Origin of the sequence: Actinosynnema sp. NPDC049800, from assembly GCF_040656635.1 — a bacterium.
Classification (GTDB): domain Bacteria; phylum Actinomycetota; class Actinomycetes; order Mycobacteriales; family Pseudonocardiaceae; genus Actinosynnema.
In genome coordinates, this window is sequence record NZ_JBFAMT010000068.1 from 22833 (window position 1) to 41936 (window position 19104).

At 72.0% G+C, this 19104-nt stretch carries 21 protein-coding genes; 7 read left to right on the forward strand and 14 right to left on the reverse strand.

Translation table 11 applies throughout. The features are described 5' to 3' along the window. Positions 1 to 22: 22 nt before the first annotated feature. Positions 23 to 2293: a catalase gene (locus AB0I91_RS39710; RefSeq protein WP_499641504.1), complete on the reverse strand. Its 2271-nt coding sequence runs from the start codon at positions 2291 to 2293 to the stop codon at positions 23 to 25. Between the two features lie 74 nt (positions 2294 to 2367). Beyond that, positions 2368 to 2760, reverse strand: coding sequence for a GNAT family N-acetyltransferase (locus tag AB0I91_RS39715; protein ID WP_499617651.1), 393 nt, complete (start codon positions 2758 to 2760; stop codon positions 2368 to 2370). 128 nt (positions 2761 to 2888) lie between these two features. Here AB0I91_RS39715 and AB0I91_RS39720 point away from each other — a divergent pair, with 128 nt between their 5' ends. Next, positions 2889 to 3656, forward strand: a complete 768-nt coding sequence (locus AB0I91_RS39720; protein WP_499641506.1) for an ATP-grasp domain-containing protein — start codon at positions 2889 to 2891, stop codon at positions 3654 to 3656. A 60-nt stretch (positions 3657 to 3716) separates the two neighbouring features. Then, entirely contained in the window at positions 3717 to 4418 is a 702-nt protein-coding gene (locus tag AB0I91_RS39725) for a hypothetical protein (RefSeq protein ID WP_499641508.1), read from the forward strand. Between the two features lie 38 nt (positions 4419 to 4456). Here AB0I91_RS39725 and AB0I91_RS39730 read toward each other — a convergent pair whose 3' ends face one another. Continuing rightward, complete coding sequence (locus AB0I91_RS39730; RefSeq protein WP_499641510.1) at positions 4457 to 4828, reverse strand: STAS domain-containing protein; 372 nt, start codon at positions 4826 to 4828, stop codon at positions 4457 to 4459. 241 nt (positions 4829 to 5069) lie between these two features. Then, the gene (locus AB0I91_RS39735) at positions 5070 to 5627 is read right to left on the reverse strand and encodes a class I SAM-dependent methyltransferase (protein WP_498779082.1); all 558 of its coding nucleotides are present in this window, start codon (positions 5625 to 5627) and stop codon (positions 5070 to 5072) included. 68 nt (positions 5628 to 5695) lie between these two features. Here AB0I91_RS39735 and AB0I91_RS39740 point away from each other — a divergent pair, with 68 nt between their 5' ends. Then, positions 5696 to 6097, forward strand: coding sequence for a MerR family transcriptional regulator (locus AB0I91_RS39740; protein WP_498779084.1), 402 nt, complete (start codon positions 5696 to 5698; stop codon positions 6095 to 6097). Positions 6098 to 6145: 48 nt separating this feature from the next. Here the strand turns inward: AB0I91_RS39740 and AB0I91_RS39745 are convergent, their stop codons facing one another. The 4 genes from AB0I91_RS39745 to AB0I91_RS39760 are packed head-to-tail and all read right to left on the reverse strand — an operon-like array spanning position 6146 to position 9670. After that, positions 6146 to 6643 carry an SRPBCC family protein gene (locus tag AB0I91_RS39745; RefSeq protein WP_498779086.1) on the reverse strand — a complete coding sequence of 166 codons (498 nt, stop codon included), beginning with the start codon at positions 6641 to 6643 and terminating at the stop codon, positions 6146 to 6148. Beyond that, on the reverse strand, positions 6640 to 7062 hold the full coding sequence (locus tag AB0I91_RS39750; RefSeq protein WP_499617654.1) for a metalloregulator ArsR/SmtB family transcription factor: 423 nt from the start codon (positions 7060 to 7062) through the stop codon (positions 6640 to 6642). Before AB0I91_RS39750 ends, AB0I91_RS39745 begins: the two co-directional genes overlap by 4 nt. Positions 7063 to 7090: 28 nt before the next feature. Beyond that, positions 7091 to 8176 carry a M20 family metallopeptidase gene (locus AB0I91_RS39755; RefSeq protein ID WP_498779090.1) on the reverse strand — a complete coding sequence of 362 codons (1086 nt, stop codon included), beginning with the start codon at positions 8174 to 8176 and terminating at the stop codon, positions 7091 to 7093. Between the two features lie 36 nt (positions 8177 to 8212). Then, on the reverse strand, positions 8213 to 9670 hold the full coding sequence (locus AB0I91_RS39760; RefSeq protein ID WP_499641512.1) for an MFS transporter: 1458 nt from the start codon (positions 9668 to 9670) through the stop codon (positions 8213 to 8215). Between the two features lie 77 nt (positions 9671 to 9747). Here AB0I91_RS39760 and AB0I91_RS39765 point away from each other — a divergent pair, with 77 nt between their 5' ends. Both AB0I91_RS39765 and AB0I91_RS39770 read left to right on the forward strand, forming a co-directional pair. Next, the gene (locus AB0I91_RS39765) at positions 9748 to 10089 is read left to right on the forward strand and encodes a hypothetical protein (protein WP_498779094.1); all 342 of its coding nucleotides are present in this window, start codon (positions 9748 to 9750) and stop codon (positions 10087 to 10089) included. Further along, a complete protein-coding gene (locus AB0I91_RS39770; protein ID WP_230568422.1) occupies positions 10086 to 10322 on the forward strand; it encodes a DUF6343 family protein in 237 nt (78 codons plus the stop codon). Before AB0I91_RS39765 ends, AB0I91_RS39770 begins: the two co-directional genes overlap by 4 nt. Positions 10323 to 10329: 7 nt before the next feature. Here AB0I91_RS39770 and AB0I91_RS39775 read toward each other — a convergent pair whose 3' ends face one another. From AB0I91_RS39775 to AB0I91_RS39795, 5 genes are all read right to left on the reverse strand, one after another. Continuing rightward, positions 10330 to 11199 carry an isocitrate lyase/PEP mutase family protein gene (locus AB0I91_RS39775; protein WP_498779098.1) on the reverse strand — a complete coding sequence of 290 codons (870 nt, stop codon included), beginning with the start codon at positions 11197 to 11199 and terminating at the stop codon, positions 10330 to 10332. A gap of 60 nt (positions 11200 to 11259) precedes the next feature. Next, positions 11260 to 12729: a flavin-containing monooxygenase gene (locus tag AB0I91_RS39780; RefSeq protein ID WP_499641515.1), complete on the reverse strand. Its 1470-nt coding sequence runs from the start codon at positions 12727 to 12729 to the stop codon at positions 11260 to 11262. Positions 12730 to 12789: 60 nt separating this feature from the next. Beyond that, positions 12790 to 13404: a cysteine hydrolase family protein gene (locus tag AB0I91_RS39785; RefSeq protein WP_498779103.1), complete on the reverse strand. Its 615-nt coding sequence runs from the start codon at positions 13402 to 13404 to the stop codon at positions 12790 to 12792. A gap of 273 nt (positions 13405 to 13677) precedes the next feature. Beyond that, complete coding sequence (locus AB0I91_RS39790; protein ID WP_499617660.1) at positions 13678 to 14277, reverse strand: hypothetical protein; 600 nt, start codon at positions 14275 to 14277, stop codon at positions 13678 to 13680. Positions 14278 to 14736: 459 nt separating this feature from the next. Then, positions 14737 to 15552: an alpha/beta fold hydrolase gene (locus AB0I91_RS39795; RefSeq protein WP_499641516.1), complete on the reverse strand. Its 816-nt coding sequence runs from the start codon at positions 15550 to 15552 to the stop codon at positions 14737 to 14739. Positions 15553 to 15888: 336 nt separating this feature from the next. On the opposite strand from AB0I91_RS39795, the gene AB0I91_RS39800 reads away from it, so the two are divergent. Together AB0I91_RS39800 and AB0I91_RS39805 are read left to right on the forward strand one after the other, a co-directional pair. After that, the gene (locus tag AB0I91_RS39800) at positions 15889 to 16878 is read left to right on the forward strand and encodes a hypothetical protein (RefSeq protein WP_499641518.1); all 990 of its coding nucleotides are present in this window, start codon (positions 15889 to 15891) and stop codon (positions 16876 to 16878) included. A gap of 132 nt (positions 16879 to 17010) precedes the next feature. Beyond that, positions 17011 to 17649, forward strand: a complete 639-nt coding sequence (locus AB0I91_RS39805) for a carbonic anhydrase (RefSeq protein ID WP_499617663.1) — start codon at positions 17011 to 17013, stop codon at positions 17647 to 17649. 37 nt (positions 17650 to 17686) lie between these two features. Here AB0I91_RS39805 and AB0I91_RS39810 read toward each other — a convergent pair whose 3' ends face one another. Further along, a complete protein-coding gene (locus AB0I91_RS39810; protein WP_499641520.1) occupies positions 17687 to 18685 on the reverse strand; it encodes an L-threonylcarbamoyladenylate synthase in 999 nt (332 codons plus the stop codon). Positions 18686 to 19104 lie beyond the last annotated feature (419 nt).

Below are 19104 nucleotides of genomic sequence, written 5' to 3' on the forward strand. Positions count from 1 at the left end.
TCCGCGGCCGGTCGTCGTCGGGTCAGGCGATGGTCGCCGGGAACCGGTCCCACACGCGGTGCGTGCCGAGCAGTTCCTGGACCTGCCCGAACACGGCCTCCGGGGTGTCCCCGGCCACGACGCCGAGGTCGTCGGCGCCGCACCCGGCCTCCAGCAGCGCCGCCTGGCCCGTGCCCCACGCGCCGATCGCCTTCGCGTGCCGGTAGCACTCCTGGACCATCAGCACCACGCGCGGGTCGACGGTGGCGGCGGGGGCGCCGGCCTTGTCGTCACGGGCGGGGATCGCGTCCGGGGCGGGCGGTGGCGCGGCGGCCAACAGCACCGCGTCGAACTCGACCGAGCGGGCGGTCAGGAACGTCCGCTGCGCCACCAGCCCGTCCGCCAGCTGCCCGCCGCGAGCGGCGATGACCAACGGCACCATGCCGCCCGCGCTGATCGACTGGCGCAGGGCGTTCAGGCCGTCGAGGCTCGCCGGGTCGTCGGCGTCCACCACGATGCCGATCATCCGGCCCTCCGTCGGCCACACCTGCCCGATCTGGGACACCGCCGGGCTGGGCGCGACCTCGGCCGCGGGCTCGGTCGCCGCCGGCGCGGGCAGCCCGAGACCGGCGGCCACCAGGGCGCACAGCTCGGCGTCCACGTTGGCGAGCACGCGCAGCTCGCGTTCCTTGATCGCCTGCTCGTAGCACTTGCCCAGCTCGAACGTGAACGCCCGCACCAGGTGCTCCTTCTCCACCGGGCTCAGGCTCCGGTAGAACAGCCGGGGCTGGGTGAAGTGGTCGGCGAACGACGCGGGCGCGCGGCGCTCCTTGACCCCCTCGGCCACCGGGGCCGGGAACTCGACGTACGCGCCGGTCTCCAGACCCGCCATGAACGGGCAGCCGCCGTCGAGGGTGTTCGGCTTGTACGGCGCCACGCCGCTGTGCACGGCGTGCTGGTGGAAGCCGTCGCGCAGCATGTCGTTGACCGGGGCGTGCGGGCGGTTGATCGGGATCTGGTTGAAGTTCGGCCCGCCGAGCCTGCTGAGCTGCGTGTCGATGTAGGAGAACAGGCGGGCGTGCAGCAGCGGGTCGTCGGTCACGTCGATGCCCGGCGGCAGGTGGCCGAGGTGGAAGGCGACCTGCTCGGTCTCGGCGAAGAAGTTGGTGGTGTTGCGGTTGAGCGTGAGCATGCCGATCGCATGGACCGGCGCCAGCTCCTCCGGCACGATCTTGGTCGAGTCGAGCAGGTCGATGCCCTCGAAGGTCTGCTCGGGGGTGTCCGGGAAGACCTGGATGCCCAGCTCCCACTGCGGGAACGCGCCGGACTCGATCGCGTCGAACAGGTCCCGCCGGTGGAAGTCGGGGTCGACGCCCGCGATCAACTGCGCCTCCTCCCACAGCAGGGAGTGCACGCCGAGCTTCGGCTTCCAGTGGAACTTGGCCAGCGACGTCGTGCCCTCGGCGTTGACCAGCCGGAACGTGTGGACGCCGAAGCCCTCCATCATCCGGAACGACCGCGGCACGGCCCGGTCGGACATCTGCCACATCACGTGGTGGGTGGCCTCGGTGTGGGTGGAGACGAAGTCCCAGAACGTGTCGTGCGCGCTCTGCGCCTGCGGGATCTCCCGGTCCGGGTGTGGCTTGGCGGCGTGGATGATGTCCGGGAACTTGATGCCGTCCTGGATGAAGAACACCGGGATGTTGTTGCCGACCAGGTCGAAGGTTCCCTCGGCGGTGTAGAACTTCGTGGCGAAGCCCCGGGTGTCACGCACGGTGTCGGCGGAACCGCGTGAACCCACGACCGTGGAGAACCGGGTGAACACCGGGGTGGTCACGCCTTCGGCCAGGAAACCGGCCTTGCACACGTTCGTGGCATTTCCGTAGCCCACGAACACGCCGTGGACGCCCGCGCCTCGCGCGTGGACCACCCGTTCCGGGATGCGTTCGTGGTCGAAGTGGGTGATCTTCTCGCGCAGGTGGTGGTCCTGCAGCAGTGTCGGTCCGCGCGCGCCCGCCTTGAGCGAGTGGTCGGTGTCGTACAGGCGAGCGCCCGTCGACGTGGTCAGGTACTCGCCCTGCTGCTCCCTGGTGTCCGCCGCGGCGCCGGTCTCCGCGCCGGTCGCGGTCCGCGTCTGGGGTGAGGCCTGGTCCGGTTTGCGCGGCAGCGGCCCCTGCGGCTCGTCCGGCGGGTCCAGCGGCGGCGGCGCGCTGCCCGGTGTGCCGGGGACGGGCGGCGTGACCAGGTCGGCGACCTTCTCCACGGCCCGGTCGAGCGCTTCCTTCACGACCTTGGCGGGCTTGAACGCGTCCACGTGCTCCTCCTCGTCGGCAGTCTCAAGCCGACTACCCGGGGTGGAGCGAACTACACGCGGCGTCCGCCGGTCGTTCAGAGGGAGATGAGGCCCGCTTTGGTGGGCCGGAAACCGCAGCTGTCGAAGTAGAACGGCTCGAGGTGGTCGTCGAAGTCGACGTGCAGCCACTCGCAGCCGGCGGCTCGCGCGCCGTCCACGGCCGTCGCGACGAGTTGTCGTCCGACGCCCTGACGGCGCGCGGTCGCGGTGACGAGGGTGTCGAGGACGAAGGCGTGGATCGCGCCGTCCCAGGCGACGTTGACGAAACCGACGAGGGCGTCGTCGCGGCGTGCGGTGACCCAGCCCAGGCTGTGCCGGGTGACCTGGCCCCACCAGTCGTCGTCCAGGGTGCGGTGGTCGAACCCTTCCGCGTGCAGTGCGTTGACCTCGGGGTTCTCGAACCGGCCGCGCCACTGGTAGTCGATCATCCGCGAAGCGTACGGAAGCAGGAGGTGGTGAGAGCTTTCGCAGCACGAAGGACGGACTTCGCGCGCCCCCGCCCACGACGGGTAATCGGTCGACGGATCGGCCCGGCGGGCCGCACCATGGGCGCACCATGACCGGTTCCCTGTTCGCGCCTCCCCTGGTGGTGCCCACCATCGGTCCGCTCGCCCGCGCGGCGGCCGATCGTGGGCTGGCCGTCGTGTCCTCGGTGTCGGTCGTTCCGGCGGGACCGGTGCACTACTACGGCGGGCCGTTGTTCGCCGACCGCGTCGCCGCGCGGCTGGGCCTCGGTCTGCTCGAACCGGCCGACGACTGGCTCCCCGGGCTGCCGCGGGAGCTGGTCGGCCGGCGGATCCGTGCGACGACCCTGGCCGAGGCCCGCGCCCGGTCCGGTCGGGCGTTCGTGAAGCCGCCGTCGAGCAAGAGCTTCCCGGCACGCGTGTACGAGCACGGTGGCGAGTTGCCCGCGGACCTGCCGGACGACACGGCCGTGCTGGTGAGCGAGGTGGTCGGGTTCGCCGCCGAGTTCCGGCTGTTTCTGCTGGACGGGAAGGTGCGCACGGGTTCTCGGTACGCGACTTGGGGCCGCTTGGACCCGGCGCCGCTCGACTCCTGCTCGGCGGCGGCCCGGGTGCGCGCGTTCGCGGCGGCGTTGCCCGGGTTGCCCGGCGCGGTCGTGGTGGACGTCGGGCTGACCGGTCCACCGGACGACCCCCGTGCGGCGGTGGTCGTGGTGGAGGCGAACATGGCGTGGTTCAGCCAGATCTACATGTCCGATCCGGCGCGGGCGCTCGACGTGGTGCTGCGCGCCGCAGGGCCGATCGGTGACGTGGCGGCGTCCGACCACCCGTTCGTGCGGCGGCATCCGACCGTGGTCTGACCTGGCACCCCGGACCCCGGGCCGATCCGCTCCGAGCCCTTCGTTGAGATCGTCTACCCCATGACCTCCCCCTTCCCCGGCCGGTGGCCGGGAGCCGTCGCGATGACCCTCGGTCCGGTGCTGCTGCTCGTGGGCACGCTGCTGCGGTGGCCGTTCCACTACTTCTTCCCCCAGCAGTTGGCCGCCGTGGCCGAGCAGCCGGGCCGGATGACCGCGGCGCACACCTTGGTGCTCGCCGGGACCGTGCTGCTCGCACCCGCGGTGATCGCCCTGGCGCACCGGATCGGGCGAGCGCGTCCCGTGTTGGCGGCGTGGGGTGCCGGGCTGGTCCTCGTGGGCCTGTTCGAACGCACGTTCCACGCGGGCATCGACCAAGCCGCGCACGGTCTGGTCCGACGGCAGGGCGCGGCCGTCGCGACCGACCTCGTCGGCCAGTCCTACCAGGACCTGCACCTGTTCAGCTTCCTGTCGTTCACCATCCTGCTCGGCTGGCCGGTGCTGGCCTTCGCCGCCTACCGCGGCGGCGTCTTCGGCCCGGTCCGCGCCACCGCCCTGGCCGCGACGTGCCTGCTGCCGTTGGGCGTGCTGAAGGGCACCGAGATCACGTCGGTGATCGCGGTCGTGGGCCTGTGCGCCGCGTTGCTGCCACTGGGCATCCGCCAGGCGCTCGACGGCCCCAGCCCAACCCGCAAGTCGCTCCTGCTGACCCTCGCCGCCGTTCCGACCCTCGGCGCCCTGGCCTACGTGAGCACCCTGGGCTGACTACCGGACCCCATCGCCCGACCACCGACCCCGCCGGGTCAGGTGACGGGCAGGGCGAAACGCCGGACACCCCTCGGGGTGCGGACCGCCAAGGCCTCGGCCAGCGTGGAGCACGGCGTGATCTCCTGGTCCAGGCCGCTGATCTCGAACGGTCGCAGGACGTGGCGGTGGCTGGCGACCACGCGCAGCGGCACGCCCGCCGCCTTGGCCGCCAGGTGGCCGCGGTGGAGCTCGTTCAAGCCCGCGGCGGCGAAGAAGTCCACTTCGGTGAGATCCACGACGACCGGTGCGGGCGGGGTCGCCAGGGCCAGGCTGATCGCGATCTCGTGTTTCAGCCCGCAGACGGTCATCGCGTCGACCTCGCCGGCGACGCGGACCACGACGGCATAGCCGTGGACTTGGCGGTCCACCCTGAACGAGTGGCTGGAAGGTTCGGTTATCACGGCCCGCAGCCTCCTCGGAGGTCGAAGAAGGCAGTGGCAGCTGACTCGATCCGCTGCGTCGTCCGACCGTACTCGCATCCACCCGAATCCGCAGCTCAACGGCACACCCACGGCCACCGCCGCGCCCCGGAGAAGTGCAGGCGGCCCACCGGGAGGGCCCGGTTTCGGACCACCTCGGGAACCCCTCGAACGGGTGACCACCGACGGGTCAGCGCACGGCGGCGGTGATCTTGGCGAACAGCGGGGCAGGCCACCACTTCGGGCGCACCGGAACCCGACGGACGTCGGCGAACCCGGCGAACGACCCGCGGTCGAACCGGGCGAAGCGGAAGTCGTACAGCAGCAGCACGCCGCCGGGCCGCAGCACGCGCCCCAACTCGGCCACCGCCCGACGCTGGTCCGGCCACTCGTGCAGGCTCAACGTCGACACGACCACGTCCACGCTGTCGTCCGGGTGCGGCAGCGACGCCACATCGGCGACCTGGAACGTGATGCGCGACGACGTAGCGCGCGCACGGGCGATGTCCACCATGTCAGCGGACAGGTCGACACCGCCCAGCACCAGGTCCGCCCGCCTGGCCGCCACGGCGTGCAGGAGACGTCCGGGACCGGTGCCGACGTCGAGCACCACCGCGGCGGGCGGGGCGAGCGCGGCCACGTCGGAGGCGACCAGCCGGTACAGGCCGCCCAGCAGGCGGGTCGCCCGCCGCTCGTAGGACGCACTGCGCTTCCGGTCGAAGTAGCTGGTCTGCGGGTGGTCGGACACGTGGGCTCCCGAAACGCGACAGTCGGCGGTGGTTGACAACACCACCGACTGTGCAACTTCATGTCGACATGAAGTCAAGCGAGGAGCTGTCGATCGGCACGCTGGCCGACCGGTTCGGGCTGGCGACGCACGTGCTGCGGCACTGGGAGGACGTGGGCCTGCTCGCGCCGCGCCGCCAGGCGAGCGGTCGGCGGCGGTACGGGCCAGCGGACGAGGCGCGGATCGCGATGATCCTGCTCGCCAAGGACGCCGGCCTCGGCCTGGACCAGATCAGGCTGCTGTTCGCCGCCACCGCCGACCGCTCGGCCCGCCGCGCGCTCTACCGCGAGCACCACGACCGGCTGGCCGAGCGGATCGCCTCGCTCCAGGCGTCGCTGTCGGTGCTGGAACACGCGATGGGGTGCGACGCCGAGGACATCACCACGTGCCCCGACTTCCAGGCCGAGGTCGCCGCCCGCATCCCCGACTGACCCGGTCCGTCACCGACGAGGCCGAACCGCGGGCCGCCCGCAGCCACGTCAGTCGGTGGTCAGGCCCTCGAAGTACTCCTTCTGGGACGGGTAGTAGTCGTCGAAGGCGGGCAGCGGCGCGCCGGCGCGGGAGGCCACCAGCATGTCCAGGTAGTACTCCCACCCCGGGCCGACCTCGCCGATGCCCTCCTCGGTCGACAGGTGGTGCACGAGGCTCAGCTCGGTCACACCGTCCACTTCGGACAGCAGCAGCTCCATCCGCCACGTGCCGGCCTCGTCCACCATCGACATCGCCAACCGCCGGGGCGGGTCGCACGCGTCGATGCGGACCTCCATCCACGGCTCCTGCTCCTCGAACACCATCTGGACCTTCACCGCGCGCCCCGGAGCGGCCTCGCCCTCCCACGGGCCGAACCACCGGGCCGTGCGCTCGGGCTCGGTCAGGCTCGCCCACACGTCGTCGGCGAGCGCGCGGAACGTGCGGGTGAGCACCAGGTCGCTGCCCGCGTCGGTGCGGAACAGCCGACCGGTGGGGGTGGGGGTCATGCGGTGTTCTCCTTCGATTCGTCGGCAGGGGATCCATCGGGGGACGACCGGTCGGCGAGCGGCCCGTCCACGCCGGGTCGGCCGGTGCGGCGTTCCCGCCGGGTGCGGTAGACCTCGGTCTCCAGCGCGTCGAGACGGTGCGCCCAACCAGAGGTCCGGTCGGGCACGCCGAAGTCGGCCAGCCAGCGCGCGAGCGGCGTCAGCCGGGAGGCGTCCAGCACGTAGAACCGCTGTCGGCCCACCAGCTCGTCGCGCACCAGCCCGCTCTCCCGCAGCACCCGCAGGTGCCTGCTCACCGCCGGGCGGCTGATCGCGAACCGCTCGGCGATCTGCCCGGCCGACAGCCGTGCGTCGACGCGCAGCATCTCCAGGATCTCCCGCCGCACGGGGTCGGCGATCGCACCCGCCACGTCGTCCACCGCTAAAGCGTAACCACTGGGTTACACGTTAGGCAATGCCCTCCAGGAACGCGATCAACGCCCGCCGGTACGGCTCGACCGTGGTCAGGTCGGCGTGCTCGTCCGGCCCGTGCTGCCCGTCGCCGCCGACCCCGAAGATCACCGCCTCGATGCCGCGCTGGAAGTAGAACCGGGAGTCGGCCGCGCCGTGCTTGCGCAGCAGGTCGCCCGAGTACCCCTGGGCACGGGCGGCGCGTTGCAGCGCCAGCAGGTCCGGCCCGTCCGGGTCGGCCCGGTGCGGCGGCTCGACGTGGTCGACCGCGGCCGTGACGCCGGGCGGGCACAACGAGGTGAGGTGCGCGGCGACCTCCTCGCGCGAGCGGCCGGTGAAGTCGACGTCCTCGGGCGGGAAGCGGACGTCCAGCCACGCGGTCGCGTCCGCGGGCACCTGGTTGAGCGCCTGGTTCCCGGACGAGATCCGGGCGACGTTCACCGTCGTCCGCCACTCCTCCTCCCCCGCCACCGGGTACGCGGCGAGCACGCCGTCCACCGCGCGCATCACCTTCAGCAACGCGTTGTCACCGAGCCACTGGTAAGCGCTGTGCGCCGCACGTCCCACCGCGTGCAGCCGCGCGGTGACGAGGCCCTTCGACTCGGCCACGACGCGCAGCGCGCTGTGCTCCCCGATCACCACGAACGACCCCGTGACGCCCTGCTCCAGCTGGTGCAGCGTGCCGTTGCGCCCACCGACCTCCTCGTCGGTCACGAGCTGGAGCCCGATCGGGTAAGGCAGCCGCCGGGCCACGTCCCGGAACACCGACGCCAGCACCAGCGCGGACAGCTTCATGTCCTGCGCGCCCCGGCCGATGAGCCGGTCGCCGTCCCGACGCGGCCGGAACTGCTCGTCCGCGCCCGGCACCACGTCCAGGTGGGCGTTGAAGATCACCCGGAAGTGTGGCCGGCGTTCACCCGAGTAGACGAGCGCACTGGGCTTGCCACCCGCCTCGAACCGCTCGACGGTGAAACCGGGCCCGACCGCGTCCAGCACGAAGTCCAACGCCCGGCGCAGGTCGTCGGGGCGGTCGGCGGTCGAGCGGATGCCGAGCAGCTGCTCGGTCAGCGGTAGCAGGTCCATCCCGCCATCGTGCCCCGACTACCGCGGCGGCACGGGTCACGGCGCGTCCGGGATCGCCTGCTCCGCACCCTCCACAGCGGACGGACAACGCGGTCGGGCGCGCAGCTCGACGATCGCCACCACCAGGGCCAGCGACACCGCCACCGTCGCACCGCCGATCGCGACCGACACCGCGACCGGGAAGTCCCGCCCGGACGAGGTCAGCACCAGGTAGAACACGCCGGTCAACGCCGCGGTGCCGATCGCGGCGCCGATGCGCTGCCCCGTCTGCAACGCCCCACCGGCCGCACCCGCCATCGACACCGGCACGTGCCGCAACGTCAGCGTCGTGTTCGGCGAGATCACCCACCCGCCGCCGATGCCCGCCACCAGCAACGCCGGCGTGACCGCCCACCCGGCCACGTGCGGCGGCGCGAACCGCAGCACCACGGCCGTCACCGCGAGACCGGCCACCACCAGGGTCAACCCGGTGACGGTCAGCTTGCGCCCCCACTTCTCCACCAACCGCCCGCCGACCACCGCGGACGCCGCCGACCCGACCGCGAACGGCGTCACGGCCAGCCCCGACTGCAACGGCGTGTAGCCGAGCCCGGTCTGGAAGTACAGCGCGAACACGAGCCAGATGCCGGCGAACCCGATGAAGTAGACCATCCCGAGCAACGCGCCCGTGCCGTAACCGGGCGTGCCGGTGAACAGGGCGATGTCGAGCATCGGGCCGCCGCCACGCGCGGCGACCTGCCGTTCCCACCGCACGAACAGCACCAGCAACGCCGCCCCGAGCCCGAACAGCCACCACAGCCGCGCCAGCCCGCCCGCCTCGGCCAGCACCAGCGGCAGCATCACGGCCAGCACCCCCGTGCCGAGCAGGGCCGCGCCGACCAGGTCGAGGTGGCCGCGCGGCCCACCGCGGGCGGGCGGCAGCAGCCGTGCCGCGAGCACCAGCGCGACCAGGCCGATCGGCACGTTGACGTAGAAGATCCACCGCCAGCCCTCGTCCTCGCCGGCCACGGCCAGGATGACGCCGCCGACCACCGGCCCGACGGCCGTGGAGACGCCGACCGTGGAGCCGAAGAACCCGAACGCCCGGCCGCGTTCCGCGCCCCGGAACAGCTGCTGGATCAACGCCGAGTTCTGCGGCGCCAGCGCGCCCGCCGAGATGCCCTGGGCGAGCCGTGCCACGACCAGCACCTCCGTGGTCGGCGCGAGCCCGGCCAACGCGCTGAACAGCACGAAGCCGCCCAACGCGGCCAGGAACATGGCCCGCCGCCCGATCGCGTCACCCAGGCGTCCGGCGGGCACGAGGGTCAGGCCGAACGCCAGCGCGTAGCCCGAGACGACCCACTGCACGCCCGCCGGCGTGGTGCCGAGGCCGTGCTGGATGGACGGCAGGGCGACGGACACGATGCTCACGTCGAGCAGGCTCATGAACCCGGCGACGAGCGTGACCGTGAGCGCCTTCCACCGCCGCGGGTCCGGCTCGTACGCCCTGGTCATCACTCATTCCTACCTCCCGGCACGATCACCCGCACGCCACCACGTGTGGCCCGGTCCGGAGTGGATACCCCCTGGGCATGGACGTGGAGCCGAACCGACTGTCGGACGTGGACCTGCGCCGGTTCGTGCTGGACCGGCTGGACGAGGACGCCGAGCGGCTGGCGCGCGAGGAGCTGCCGCTGCTCGACGAGGCCGAGCGCCGGGGGCGGCTGGCGATCCTGCGGTCCGACGACGGCCGCGAGCTGCTCATCGTGCCCGGCGAGGCGCGCACCGCCGACGAGCGCGTGCCGGTGCCGTTCGAGGAGAAGGCGCGGTGGCTGCGCGAGGAGGTCGAGGGCGGGTCCGACCGGTCGGTGCTCCTGCTGCTCGCGGGCGCCTACGACACGCACCACGGGTGGCAGGAGGAGTGGCGGACGTGACCGGACGCGGTCACCCGGACGACGACCTGCCGCCACCGGCGCCGCCGCGCAGCGCGTTGACCCTGCGGTTGTGGCTGGCCGGGTTCGGCGTCGTGTTCAACGGCGTGGCGGCCGTGCTGTGCGTGCGCGCCGGCCTGACGTGGCTGGCGGTGCTGCTCGCGGTGATCGTGGTGGGGCTGATCGTCGACTTCGGCTGGGTGGTGCACCGCAAGCGGCGCGGCGACCCGGGCTGACGTCGGCTCAGCGGGACATGGCCGGTCGGGACGCGCGCGGCGCGGGCACGTCGTGATGGCGGCTGATGTTGTGCTCCAGCAGGGCCTGCGACTCGGCGACGTCGATCGAGTCGTCCGGCAGCACGCCGTCGCGCTCCTTGAGCCCCACCATCGCGTCCTCGATGGCCGCGTGCGCGGCGAACAGGCACGGCGTGCTGTAGATCGCCACGTCGACGCCCAGGTCGGACAGCTCGCCGAGCGACAGCTTCGGCGACCGGCCGCCCGCGATCTGGTTGAACAGCAGCGCCTTGCCGCCCACCGCCCGCCGGACGCGGCGGATCACGTCGACCGACGGCATGCCCTCGACCAGGACCACCTCGGCGTCCGTCCCGGCGAACGCGGCGGCCCGGCGCAGCATCTCGTCCTCGTCGGTGGCGTCGGTCCGCGCCACCACGACCAGGTCGGTCCTGGTCCGCAGCACGAGGTCCAGCTTCTCCAGGTACTGCTCCAGCGGCAGCACCCGCTTGCCCTCGACGTGCCCGCACCGGCGTGGCCGCTGCTGGTCCTCCAGGATCACGCCGGACGCGCCGACCTGCTCCAGGGCGCGGACCACCTGGCAGGCGACCTCGGGATCGGTGTACCCGTCGTCGATGTCGACCAGCAGGTGCTTGTCCGGCAGCGCCAGGCGCAGCCGCTGCACGAACCCGACCACGTCCGGCCAGGCGATGAAGCCGACGTCGGGCAGGCCGTAGTGCGAGGCGGAGAAGCCGAAGCCGGAGACGAACAGCCCGTCGTAGTGCCGGGCCGCGATCGTGGCCGACAGCATGTCGAACACGCCGATCAGCGGCGTCGTCCCGGGAGCCGCGACGGCCTCGCGCAGTGCCTTGCCGTAAGCCATGCGACGAACCGTAGGCGGCCTCGCCGAACCTGGTCGAGATATCGGAAGGATGAGATCCACTCAGCCGCGGGTCCGCCCCTGCGCGCGGCTCGCCGCCAGGCCCCGGTAGCGGTGGGCGACCCCGCCGGGGAACAGGTACTCGGCCAGGACGTTGCCGGTGCGGCGGGACGGCAGGCCCATGTCGTGCATGAGCTCGTCGGCGGTGTGGATGTCGTAGGGGCCGAAGTCGTAGCCGCCGGTGCCCGGGAGCACCCGTTCGTGCCAGGCCAGGCGGGCGTCGACGGCCTCGTTCATGCCCCGCTCGTCCGGGGTGACGTGCAGCGTGCCCAGGAAGTGGCGGGCCAACCAGTGCGCGGTGAGCTCCACGCCCATGATGTTGTTGAAGACCTGCCGGAACCCGACGAACCCCAGCCGGTCGACGCCCGGCGGCACGATGCCCCGGTACAGCCGCAGCCGCCCGGCGTCGTCGTGCACCCGTAGGTCGAGGAACGGGAAGACCCGGCGGTGGCCGGTGGCGAACACGACGACGTCCGCCGCGACCTCGCGGCCGGTCGCCAGGCGCAGGCCCTGGTCGGTGTACGCCTCGACCGCGCCGACCTCGGCCGTGAGGCGACCTCGGCGGACGGCCCGCACGTAACCGCGCGGCATGACGCCCGCGTGGGCCAGGTGGTAGGGCAGCGGTCGGGTCGGTCGCAGCCGCTCCGGCAGGCGGGTGAACCCGGCGGAGATCAGCATGTCGCGGGTGATGAGCCGCCACAGGACCCGCTTGACCCGGTCGTCGAGGCGGTCGATCGGGCGGACGCAGGCCGGGTCGTGGTAGCGGGGCAGGAGCGCCTCGCCGAGCCGGGTGAACAGGATCCACCGGTAGCCGACCGTGCCGAGCAGGAGCCGTTCGGGGATCATCCAGTTGACCTTGCGCTGCACGAGCGTGGCCGAGGTCGCCTCGCGTGCCGCGCGGGTGGCCAGGTCCAACGCGGACTTGCCGCCGCCCACGACGACCACGCGCCTGCCGGTGAACGTCCCGGACCGCACGTCGTTGGCGTGCAGCACGGTCCCGGGGAACGACTCGCGCCCGGGCAGGTCGGGCACGTGGACGTGGTCGTGCGCTCCGCTGGCGACGACGACGTGGTCGAACGTCTCGCGACCGACCGGCGCGCCCTCGTCCCCGACCGGGCGGTGCTCGACCAGCCAACCGGAGGCCCCGACCGGCCCCGGCCCGTCGACCGGCCGGATCGAGGTCACCTCGGTGCCCGGTCGGAGGTGGTCGAGCACGCCGAACGTCCTCGCGTAGTCCTCCAGGTAGCGCTGGCTGTCCACGGAACTGGCGAAGCTCAGCCGGTTGGGCAGGTCCGCGAACTCGAAGAGGCGGAGCGCCGACTGGTTGGACAGGCCGTCGTAGCTGCCGCCCGGCGACCAGATCCCCCCGACCCGCTCGTACTTGTCGAAGACGGTGACGTCGAAGCCGTGCTCCAGCAACACCTTGGCCGTGACGATGCCCGCGGGCCCCGCTCCGACGACACACGCCCTCATCGCCGCCACTCCCCCGCGATCGGCACACCCGGCCCGTCCATCATCCCGACCGGGGCGGCGTCAGGACAGTGCGGCGATCACGTCGTCGGCCGTGACCGGCAGGGAGAACATCGGGAAGTCGAAGCGCAACGCGTTGTCGTGCTCCTCCTGGGACGTGGCGGCCACGCAGTCGGTCAACGTGATGACCTTGTACCCGTTCTCGTAGCCGGTGCGCATGGTCGACTCGACGCAGCAGTTCGTCAGGAACCCGCCCAGCACGATGGTCGTGATGCCCTTGCTGCGCAGGATGAAGTCGAGGTTCGTGCTGGCGAACGTGTCGAGCCCGCGCTTGCCCTCGATCACGATGTCGCCGTCGCGGGGCGCGAGGTCGTCCACGATCGCCGCGCCCCAGCTGCCCTTGACGAACGCCTTGCCGTCCACCACGCCCTTGAGGATGCCGTACGGGTGGGAGGAGATCTCGTGGTAGCCCTCGGCAAACGTGATGGGCGCGTGCATCACCGTCACCCCGGCCGCCCGTGCCGCCTCCACCAGGGCCACGGTCTTGGGCAGCATCTCGGTCCTGCCCATCACCTCACTGACCGCACCGTTGAGCACACCACCCTCGCTGGTGAAGTCGTTCTGGTACTCGATCAGCACCAACGCGGTCGTCTTCGGGTCCAGCACCAGCTCGGTCATCGCAGGCTCCACTCCTCGGCGGCGGTCGCGGACCTGATTCAACGGCCCCGACCCCCCGCCCGCAATGCGACGTCCGGGTTCACTCCCCTCGTGAACCGAACACATCGTGCCGAACCTCGCGTCCAGCAGTCGCCCCGACGCGCCACCACCGGAGCCCTCCGACCCGCATGGCGACACCAGACCCTCCCGCACGACGGCCGTACGCCGCCAAGGCGGACGCTGGACCTGTTAGCAGTGTTCGAGCCCTCGTCACAGCCGCTGAGGAAAGGCTGGTCAGTCGCTCGGGCGGGACAACCGCAGCATCGCCTGGCAGGCGTGCTTGAGCTCCTCGGAGCGGTCGAACAACTCCAGCAGGGTCGCGTCCCCTGCCAACGTGTCGAGGAACCGACCTAGCAACGTCTCCACGGCGGACGGGAGTTTCACCGTCTCCGCCACGCCTCTAAGCGTGATCTGCGCCGCGTACACCGAAGCGGACAGGTCCCGAGGCTCGGAGCCGTCCGGGTTGGCAGCGAACTGGTGGTCCAGGACGCGGTAGGTGCGGATCTCCACCACAAGCCGCCCCAGTAGGAACCACGCCAGCTCGTCCCGGTTTGCCTGCTGCTCAACCCGCCGCTGGAGGTCGTCAAGTGCCCCGGTGTACGCCCTGATCGCCAGGTCCTTGCCGTGTGGATCCGGAGGAGGCGGGTCCACCAGCTGGTGGCCGGTGGCCAGAACGGGGACGAATTCCTCCCACGTCAGCCCGATGCCGGCCAGCGCTTCGACCAGCTCGTCCCGAGCCGTTCGACCTTCCTTGGACAATGGCAGCAACGACAACCGATTGCCCATGTTCCAGCCGATGATGAAGTACCAAGGGCTGTTTGCCGACCCGGTCAACGGCTGAGTTGACGAGGGCGGCGAAGGCGGTAGGTGGATATTCAGGTTCCCGCTGATGTAGCCCGCTTGGACGAGGGCACCGAGTACCTCGCCGCTAGCCATGTTGTGCAACTGTCCTGTCATGGAGCTCCCACCACTGTACGGGCATGCGAAGAGGCGACGACCTCGCATCATCGAGGCAGCAGAACGCTATGGCGTTCCTGCGGATCCACGTCCGCACTTTTCGGTGTTTACTGATTCGTGATCTGCACCCACTTCGAGTTATGGACGCGGTGCTGCGGCATCCAGAGCAGCGACCGGACCCGCGCTCTTTATGGGACCAATCCCAGAGATGGCGTGGGCGTGGCCAGTCGGTCACGATTCGCACCTTCACACCAGGAGGCTGGTCATGGGCGACCAGACGCTCACCACGATCCCGGCGGAGGTGGATATCGCGTAGACCGGCCCCGTCGCCCCGATTCAGCCCAGGTCGGTGAGGAATTCGGTCAACACGGCGGCGAACTGTTCCGACGCCTCCAAGTGCGGCGCGTGCCCGATGGCCGGCAGGATGCGCACCTGCCCGCGCCAGAGCGTCGGCATCGGGACCGAATTGAGGTAGTCGAGGTTGACGAGCTGCTCGTCCTCGCCGTGCAGGACTGCCAGGGGTTGCGTGAGCCCGGCGACGATCGCCACCTCGTCCGCGAACCGGCCCGCGCCCAGGCTCGCCAGCAGACCGGCACGGGCGGAGCCGTCGGTGGCCAGGATGTCGGCGACGAGTTCGGCGACCGGGTACGCAGAGCCTGGGGCGAGGAAGCTGGCCGCGTAGGCGCGCGCGGCCTCGTCGTCCACCTCGGCGCTGAAGCCGATGTTCACGGCCGGGTTGAGGAGGAAGGCCTCCGCGAGTTGGGCAGGTGAGCTGACGGGCGGTGTGCCGAAGATCAGGAACCCGGCCGCGTGCGGCAGGCGCGGGGCTGCCTCGATCGCGATGTGCCCGCCGAGGCTCCAGCCGACGACGACAGCGTCCTCTGTGTCGGTGGCCGCCATGAAGCCGACCAGGTTGTCGGCGTAGCCCGGCAGCGAGTAAGCCTCCTCTGCCGCAGGGGGCGGCGAGCCGCCGTGTCCGGGCAGGTCCGGCGCCAGGCATCGGAACCGCTCGCCGAAGGGGCCGTCCACCAGCGCGCGCCAGGTGCGAGCGGCGGACGAGTTGCCGTGCACGAGGACGATGGGCCGCCCGGAACCGGGCGACTCGAGGTAGGCCAGTTCCTGCCCGTCGACGGTGATGCTCTTCTCGGCCAACGGACGAAGTCCCCTCACTCGGGCGGTGTTCGGCACCGACAGCGTCTCACCTCTACCGAGGTGAACTGAAGACCGTCGCCTGGTATGGGTCCCGCTAACCGTGGCGTCGGACGTTGCCGGCACGACGGGGTCGCGGGTTCGTCGGGTCGTCCGTCGACCGGATGCGGCGGCCGTGCTGTCGAGTCGCGGTGCACCGCAACGCGGTCAGGAATACGTCGCGACATCGCCTTGCGGCGACGTGAATGCCACGGGGTGGGCTGGGGTCGGGACCGCGCGTTCGCACGGGCGCGCGTGCCGCCGACGGCGGGGAGCGGCCGGCACCGCGATGATGGCGGGATGAGCTCAGCGGTGAACGCAGCGCTGCCGGAGTTGGACGTCGTGATGCCCGTCGCACCCAAGGACGCTTCCGACGCGGCGTTGGCGTTGCGGTCGTTGCTGCGGCACTGCCGCAACCCGATCCGCGCGGTGCACGTCGTGTCGGCGTCGCCACCGCAGTTCGTCGACCAGCGCGTGCGGTGGCTCGACGAATCGCTGGTCGAGCCGAGCCTGGCGGAGGTCGAGGCGGTGTTGCGCGCCACGGGCTCGCCGCACGGCAACGCGACGTGGTACTTCCAGCAGCTGCTCAAGCTCGGCTGCTTCGCGCTGCCCGGCGTCACCGCCGACCACGTGCTGGTCACCGACGCGGACCTGGCGTTCGTCGCGGACGTGACGTTCGTCGACCCGTTCGGCCGGGCGCTGATGCCGTGGGGTTACCCGCTGCGCTGGGGCTCGGGTCAAGGCGCGTCCGGCGCGGTCCGGCACTCGGCCCTGCGCGCGGCCTCGCGGGTGGTGCCCGGGTGGTGCGCGGTCGACCGCTTCAGCGGGATGCACCACCACATGGTGCTGGAGCGCCGGGTGGCGGCCGAGTTGGTGCGGCTGGTCGAACGGGCGCACGGTGTGCCGTTCTGGCGCGCGTTCCTGGTCGCCCGTGACCGGTCCCGGTGGACCGGGGCTTCGGAGTACGTGTTGTACCGGCACTTCGCGTCGCGGTCGTTCCCGGAGCGGGTCGTCATGCGGCACCTGTCCAGCGCCGAGGTCATCCAAAGCGCCGGCGCCGGTGGTTTCACCCTGGCCGACGTGCTGGCCGCACCGCGTCCCGGTGACGTGCGCGCCGTGGGTTGCCACCGGTTCCTCGACTACGCCGACCGCATCGCCACGATGGACTACCTCTCCGACCCGCTGCGCCGCGAACTACCCGTGAACGCACCGTTGGCCCTGCGGCTGAGGCGGGGGGAGGTCACCGTCACGCCGACGACCACCCCGTTGTCGTTCCAGGACATCCCGTAGACGTGCAACGCCGACCCGGAGGGCGGCGGTGCGCACGGACGGAGCTGGGCGGCACTTCGCCGTCCACGTACCCCGGCGTCGTCACCCGGCAGGGCAGCGCCCCAGGCACGGGTTTGACCTAGGCTTCAGGCCATGGCCGAGATCAAGTACTCGACTCCGCAGGAAGCCTTCGAACTGCTGCTGTCCGGTAACCAGCGCTTCGTCGCCGGCACGCCGGAGCACCCGAATCAGGACGCGGCCCGTCGCGCCGAGGTCGCACCCGCTCAGCGCCCGTTCGCCGTGCTGTTCGGGTGTTCCGACTCCCGGCTGGCCGCCGAGATCGTCTTCGACCGCGGCCTGGGCGACCTGTTCGTGGTGCGCACCGCGGGCCACGTGGTCGGCGCGGAGGTGCTGGGCAGCGTCGAGTACGGGGTCGGCGTGCTGGGCAGCCCGCTGGTGGTGGTCCTCGGGCACGACGCGTGCGGCGCGGTCGCTGCCGCGTGCGCCGCGCTCGACGAGGGCGCGGTCCCGGACGGGTACATCCGCGACGTGGTCGAGCGCGTCACCCCCAGCGTCATCGCGGCGCGGGCCGCCGGACGCCTGCAGGCCGACGAGATCCTCGCCGAGCACGTCAGCCGCACTGTGGACCTGCTGCTCGACCGCTCCCGGCTGCTCGCCGAGCGGGTGGACTCCGGTCAGGCCGCGGTGGTCGGCCTGTGCTACCGCCTGGCCGACGGCAACACCCGACTCGTCGCGGCCCGCGGCCTCGACGTCCCCGTCCCCACGAACTGAGCACCCCGGCAGGAGCGCTGAACGACACCGGTGCAGGTCACTCGAGGGGCCGGGGCCCGGCAGCGCGGCGAAGCCGGTTGGCGATCGCCAAGCCCAGCCCCTCCTCCACCGGCAAGGACGCGACGATGAGATCACACCCCTGCTGATCGAGCTCGCGCAGGAACCCGTACAGCCCTCGCGCGTAGTCGGACGTCGAACCGGGGACCGCCACCACGGCGTGCGCCGTCACCAGGGCGCCGGCGAACGCGGGAGGAAGAAGTACGCCCACCCTGTGCCCCAGTTCCTGCGCGAGCTCCGCTTCGGCGACGATCTTCTCGGGCTCGACGAGGACGACCCGCGCCCGCGGCGCGTAGTGCGACGGGTGCTGCCCCGGCACCCGGACGCGGCTCGTCGAATGGACCGCGAGCGAGCACCCCAGCACCGCTTCGAGGTCCTCGCGCGTCACCCCGCCAGGCCGGAGGACGCTCGGGACGTCGCCCGTGGCGTCGACGATGGTCGACTCGACGCCGACCTCGCACGGGCCACCGTCGAGCACGAAGTCCACGGCATCACCGAGCTCCGCGCGAACGTGGTCCGCCGTCGTGGGGCTCACCGAACCGAAGCGGTTGGCCGACGGAGCCGCCACACCACCCCCGAAGGCCCGCAGCAGCGCGAGCGCGACGGGGTGTGCGGGCACCCGCACGGCCACCGTCTCCAGGCCACCGGTCGCTTCGAGCGGCACCCGGCGACCGCGCCGCAGGACCAACGTCAGCGGCCCCGGCCAGAAGCGCTCGGCCAGCAGACGCGCCGTCGCGGGGACGTCCTCGACCCAGTCACCCAACTGGTCCGCATCGCCGAGGTGCACGATCAGCGGGTGGTCGGGCGGACGCCCCTTGACCTGGAAGACGCGCGCGACCGCGGCGGGATCCTCGGCATCGGCGCCCAGGCCGTAGACGGTCTCGGTCGGGAGGGCCACCAGACCCCCCGCTCGCAGCACACCGGCCGCCTTCTCGAGATCACTGCTCGTTGCCAACGGACTCGCAATCCTCTCCACCACCCGCGACAACGTACTGGGGGCATCGACGTCGCGGCCGACCAGGTGGGCTGAGAACACCCTGGACAACGACCTGGGACCAGTCGCGCTGCTCGACGAGGTCGCCCACGAGGCCGTGGCGGCGCCGCACACCGGTGCGACTACCTGGTCCACGCGGTGATCAGGCCGTACGGCACGCACGACCTGATCACTTTTCGTCCCACGTCCGCCGGCTCGGCACGGTCCTGTTCGCCGTGCACCTGATCGGGTCCGCGCAGGCGCTACCGGCCTCTACCGCAACGTGCGGATGGCCTGGCCCGGGGGGGGCGGGCGCGGGGCCGGACGCCCCCCCGGGGCGGGCGGGGCAACGAGGCGGGGGTGGGCGGGGGGTCCGGGAGCCCCCACGCCCCCGGTGTCCGCGAGGGGGGGGACGGGGACCCCCC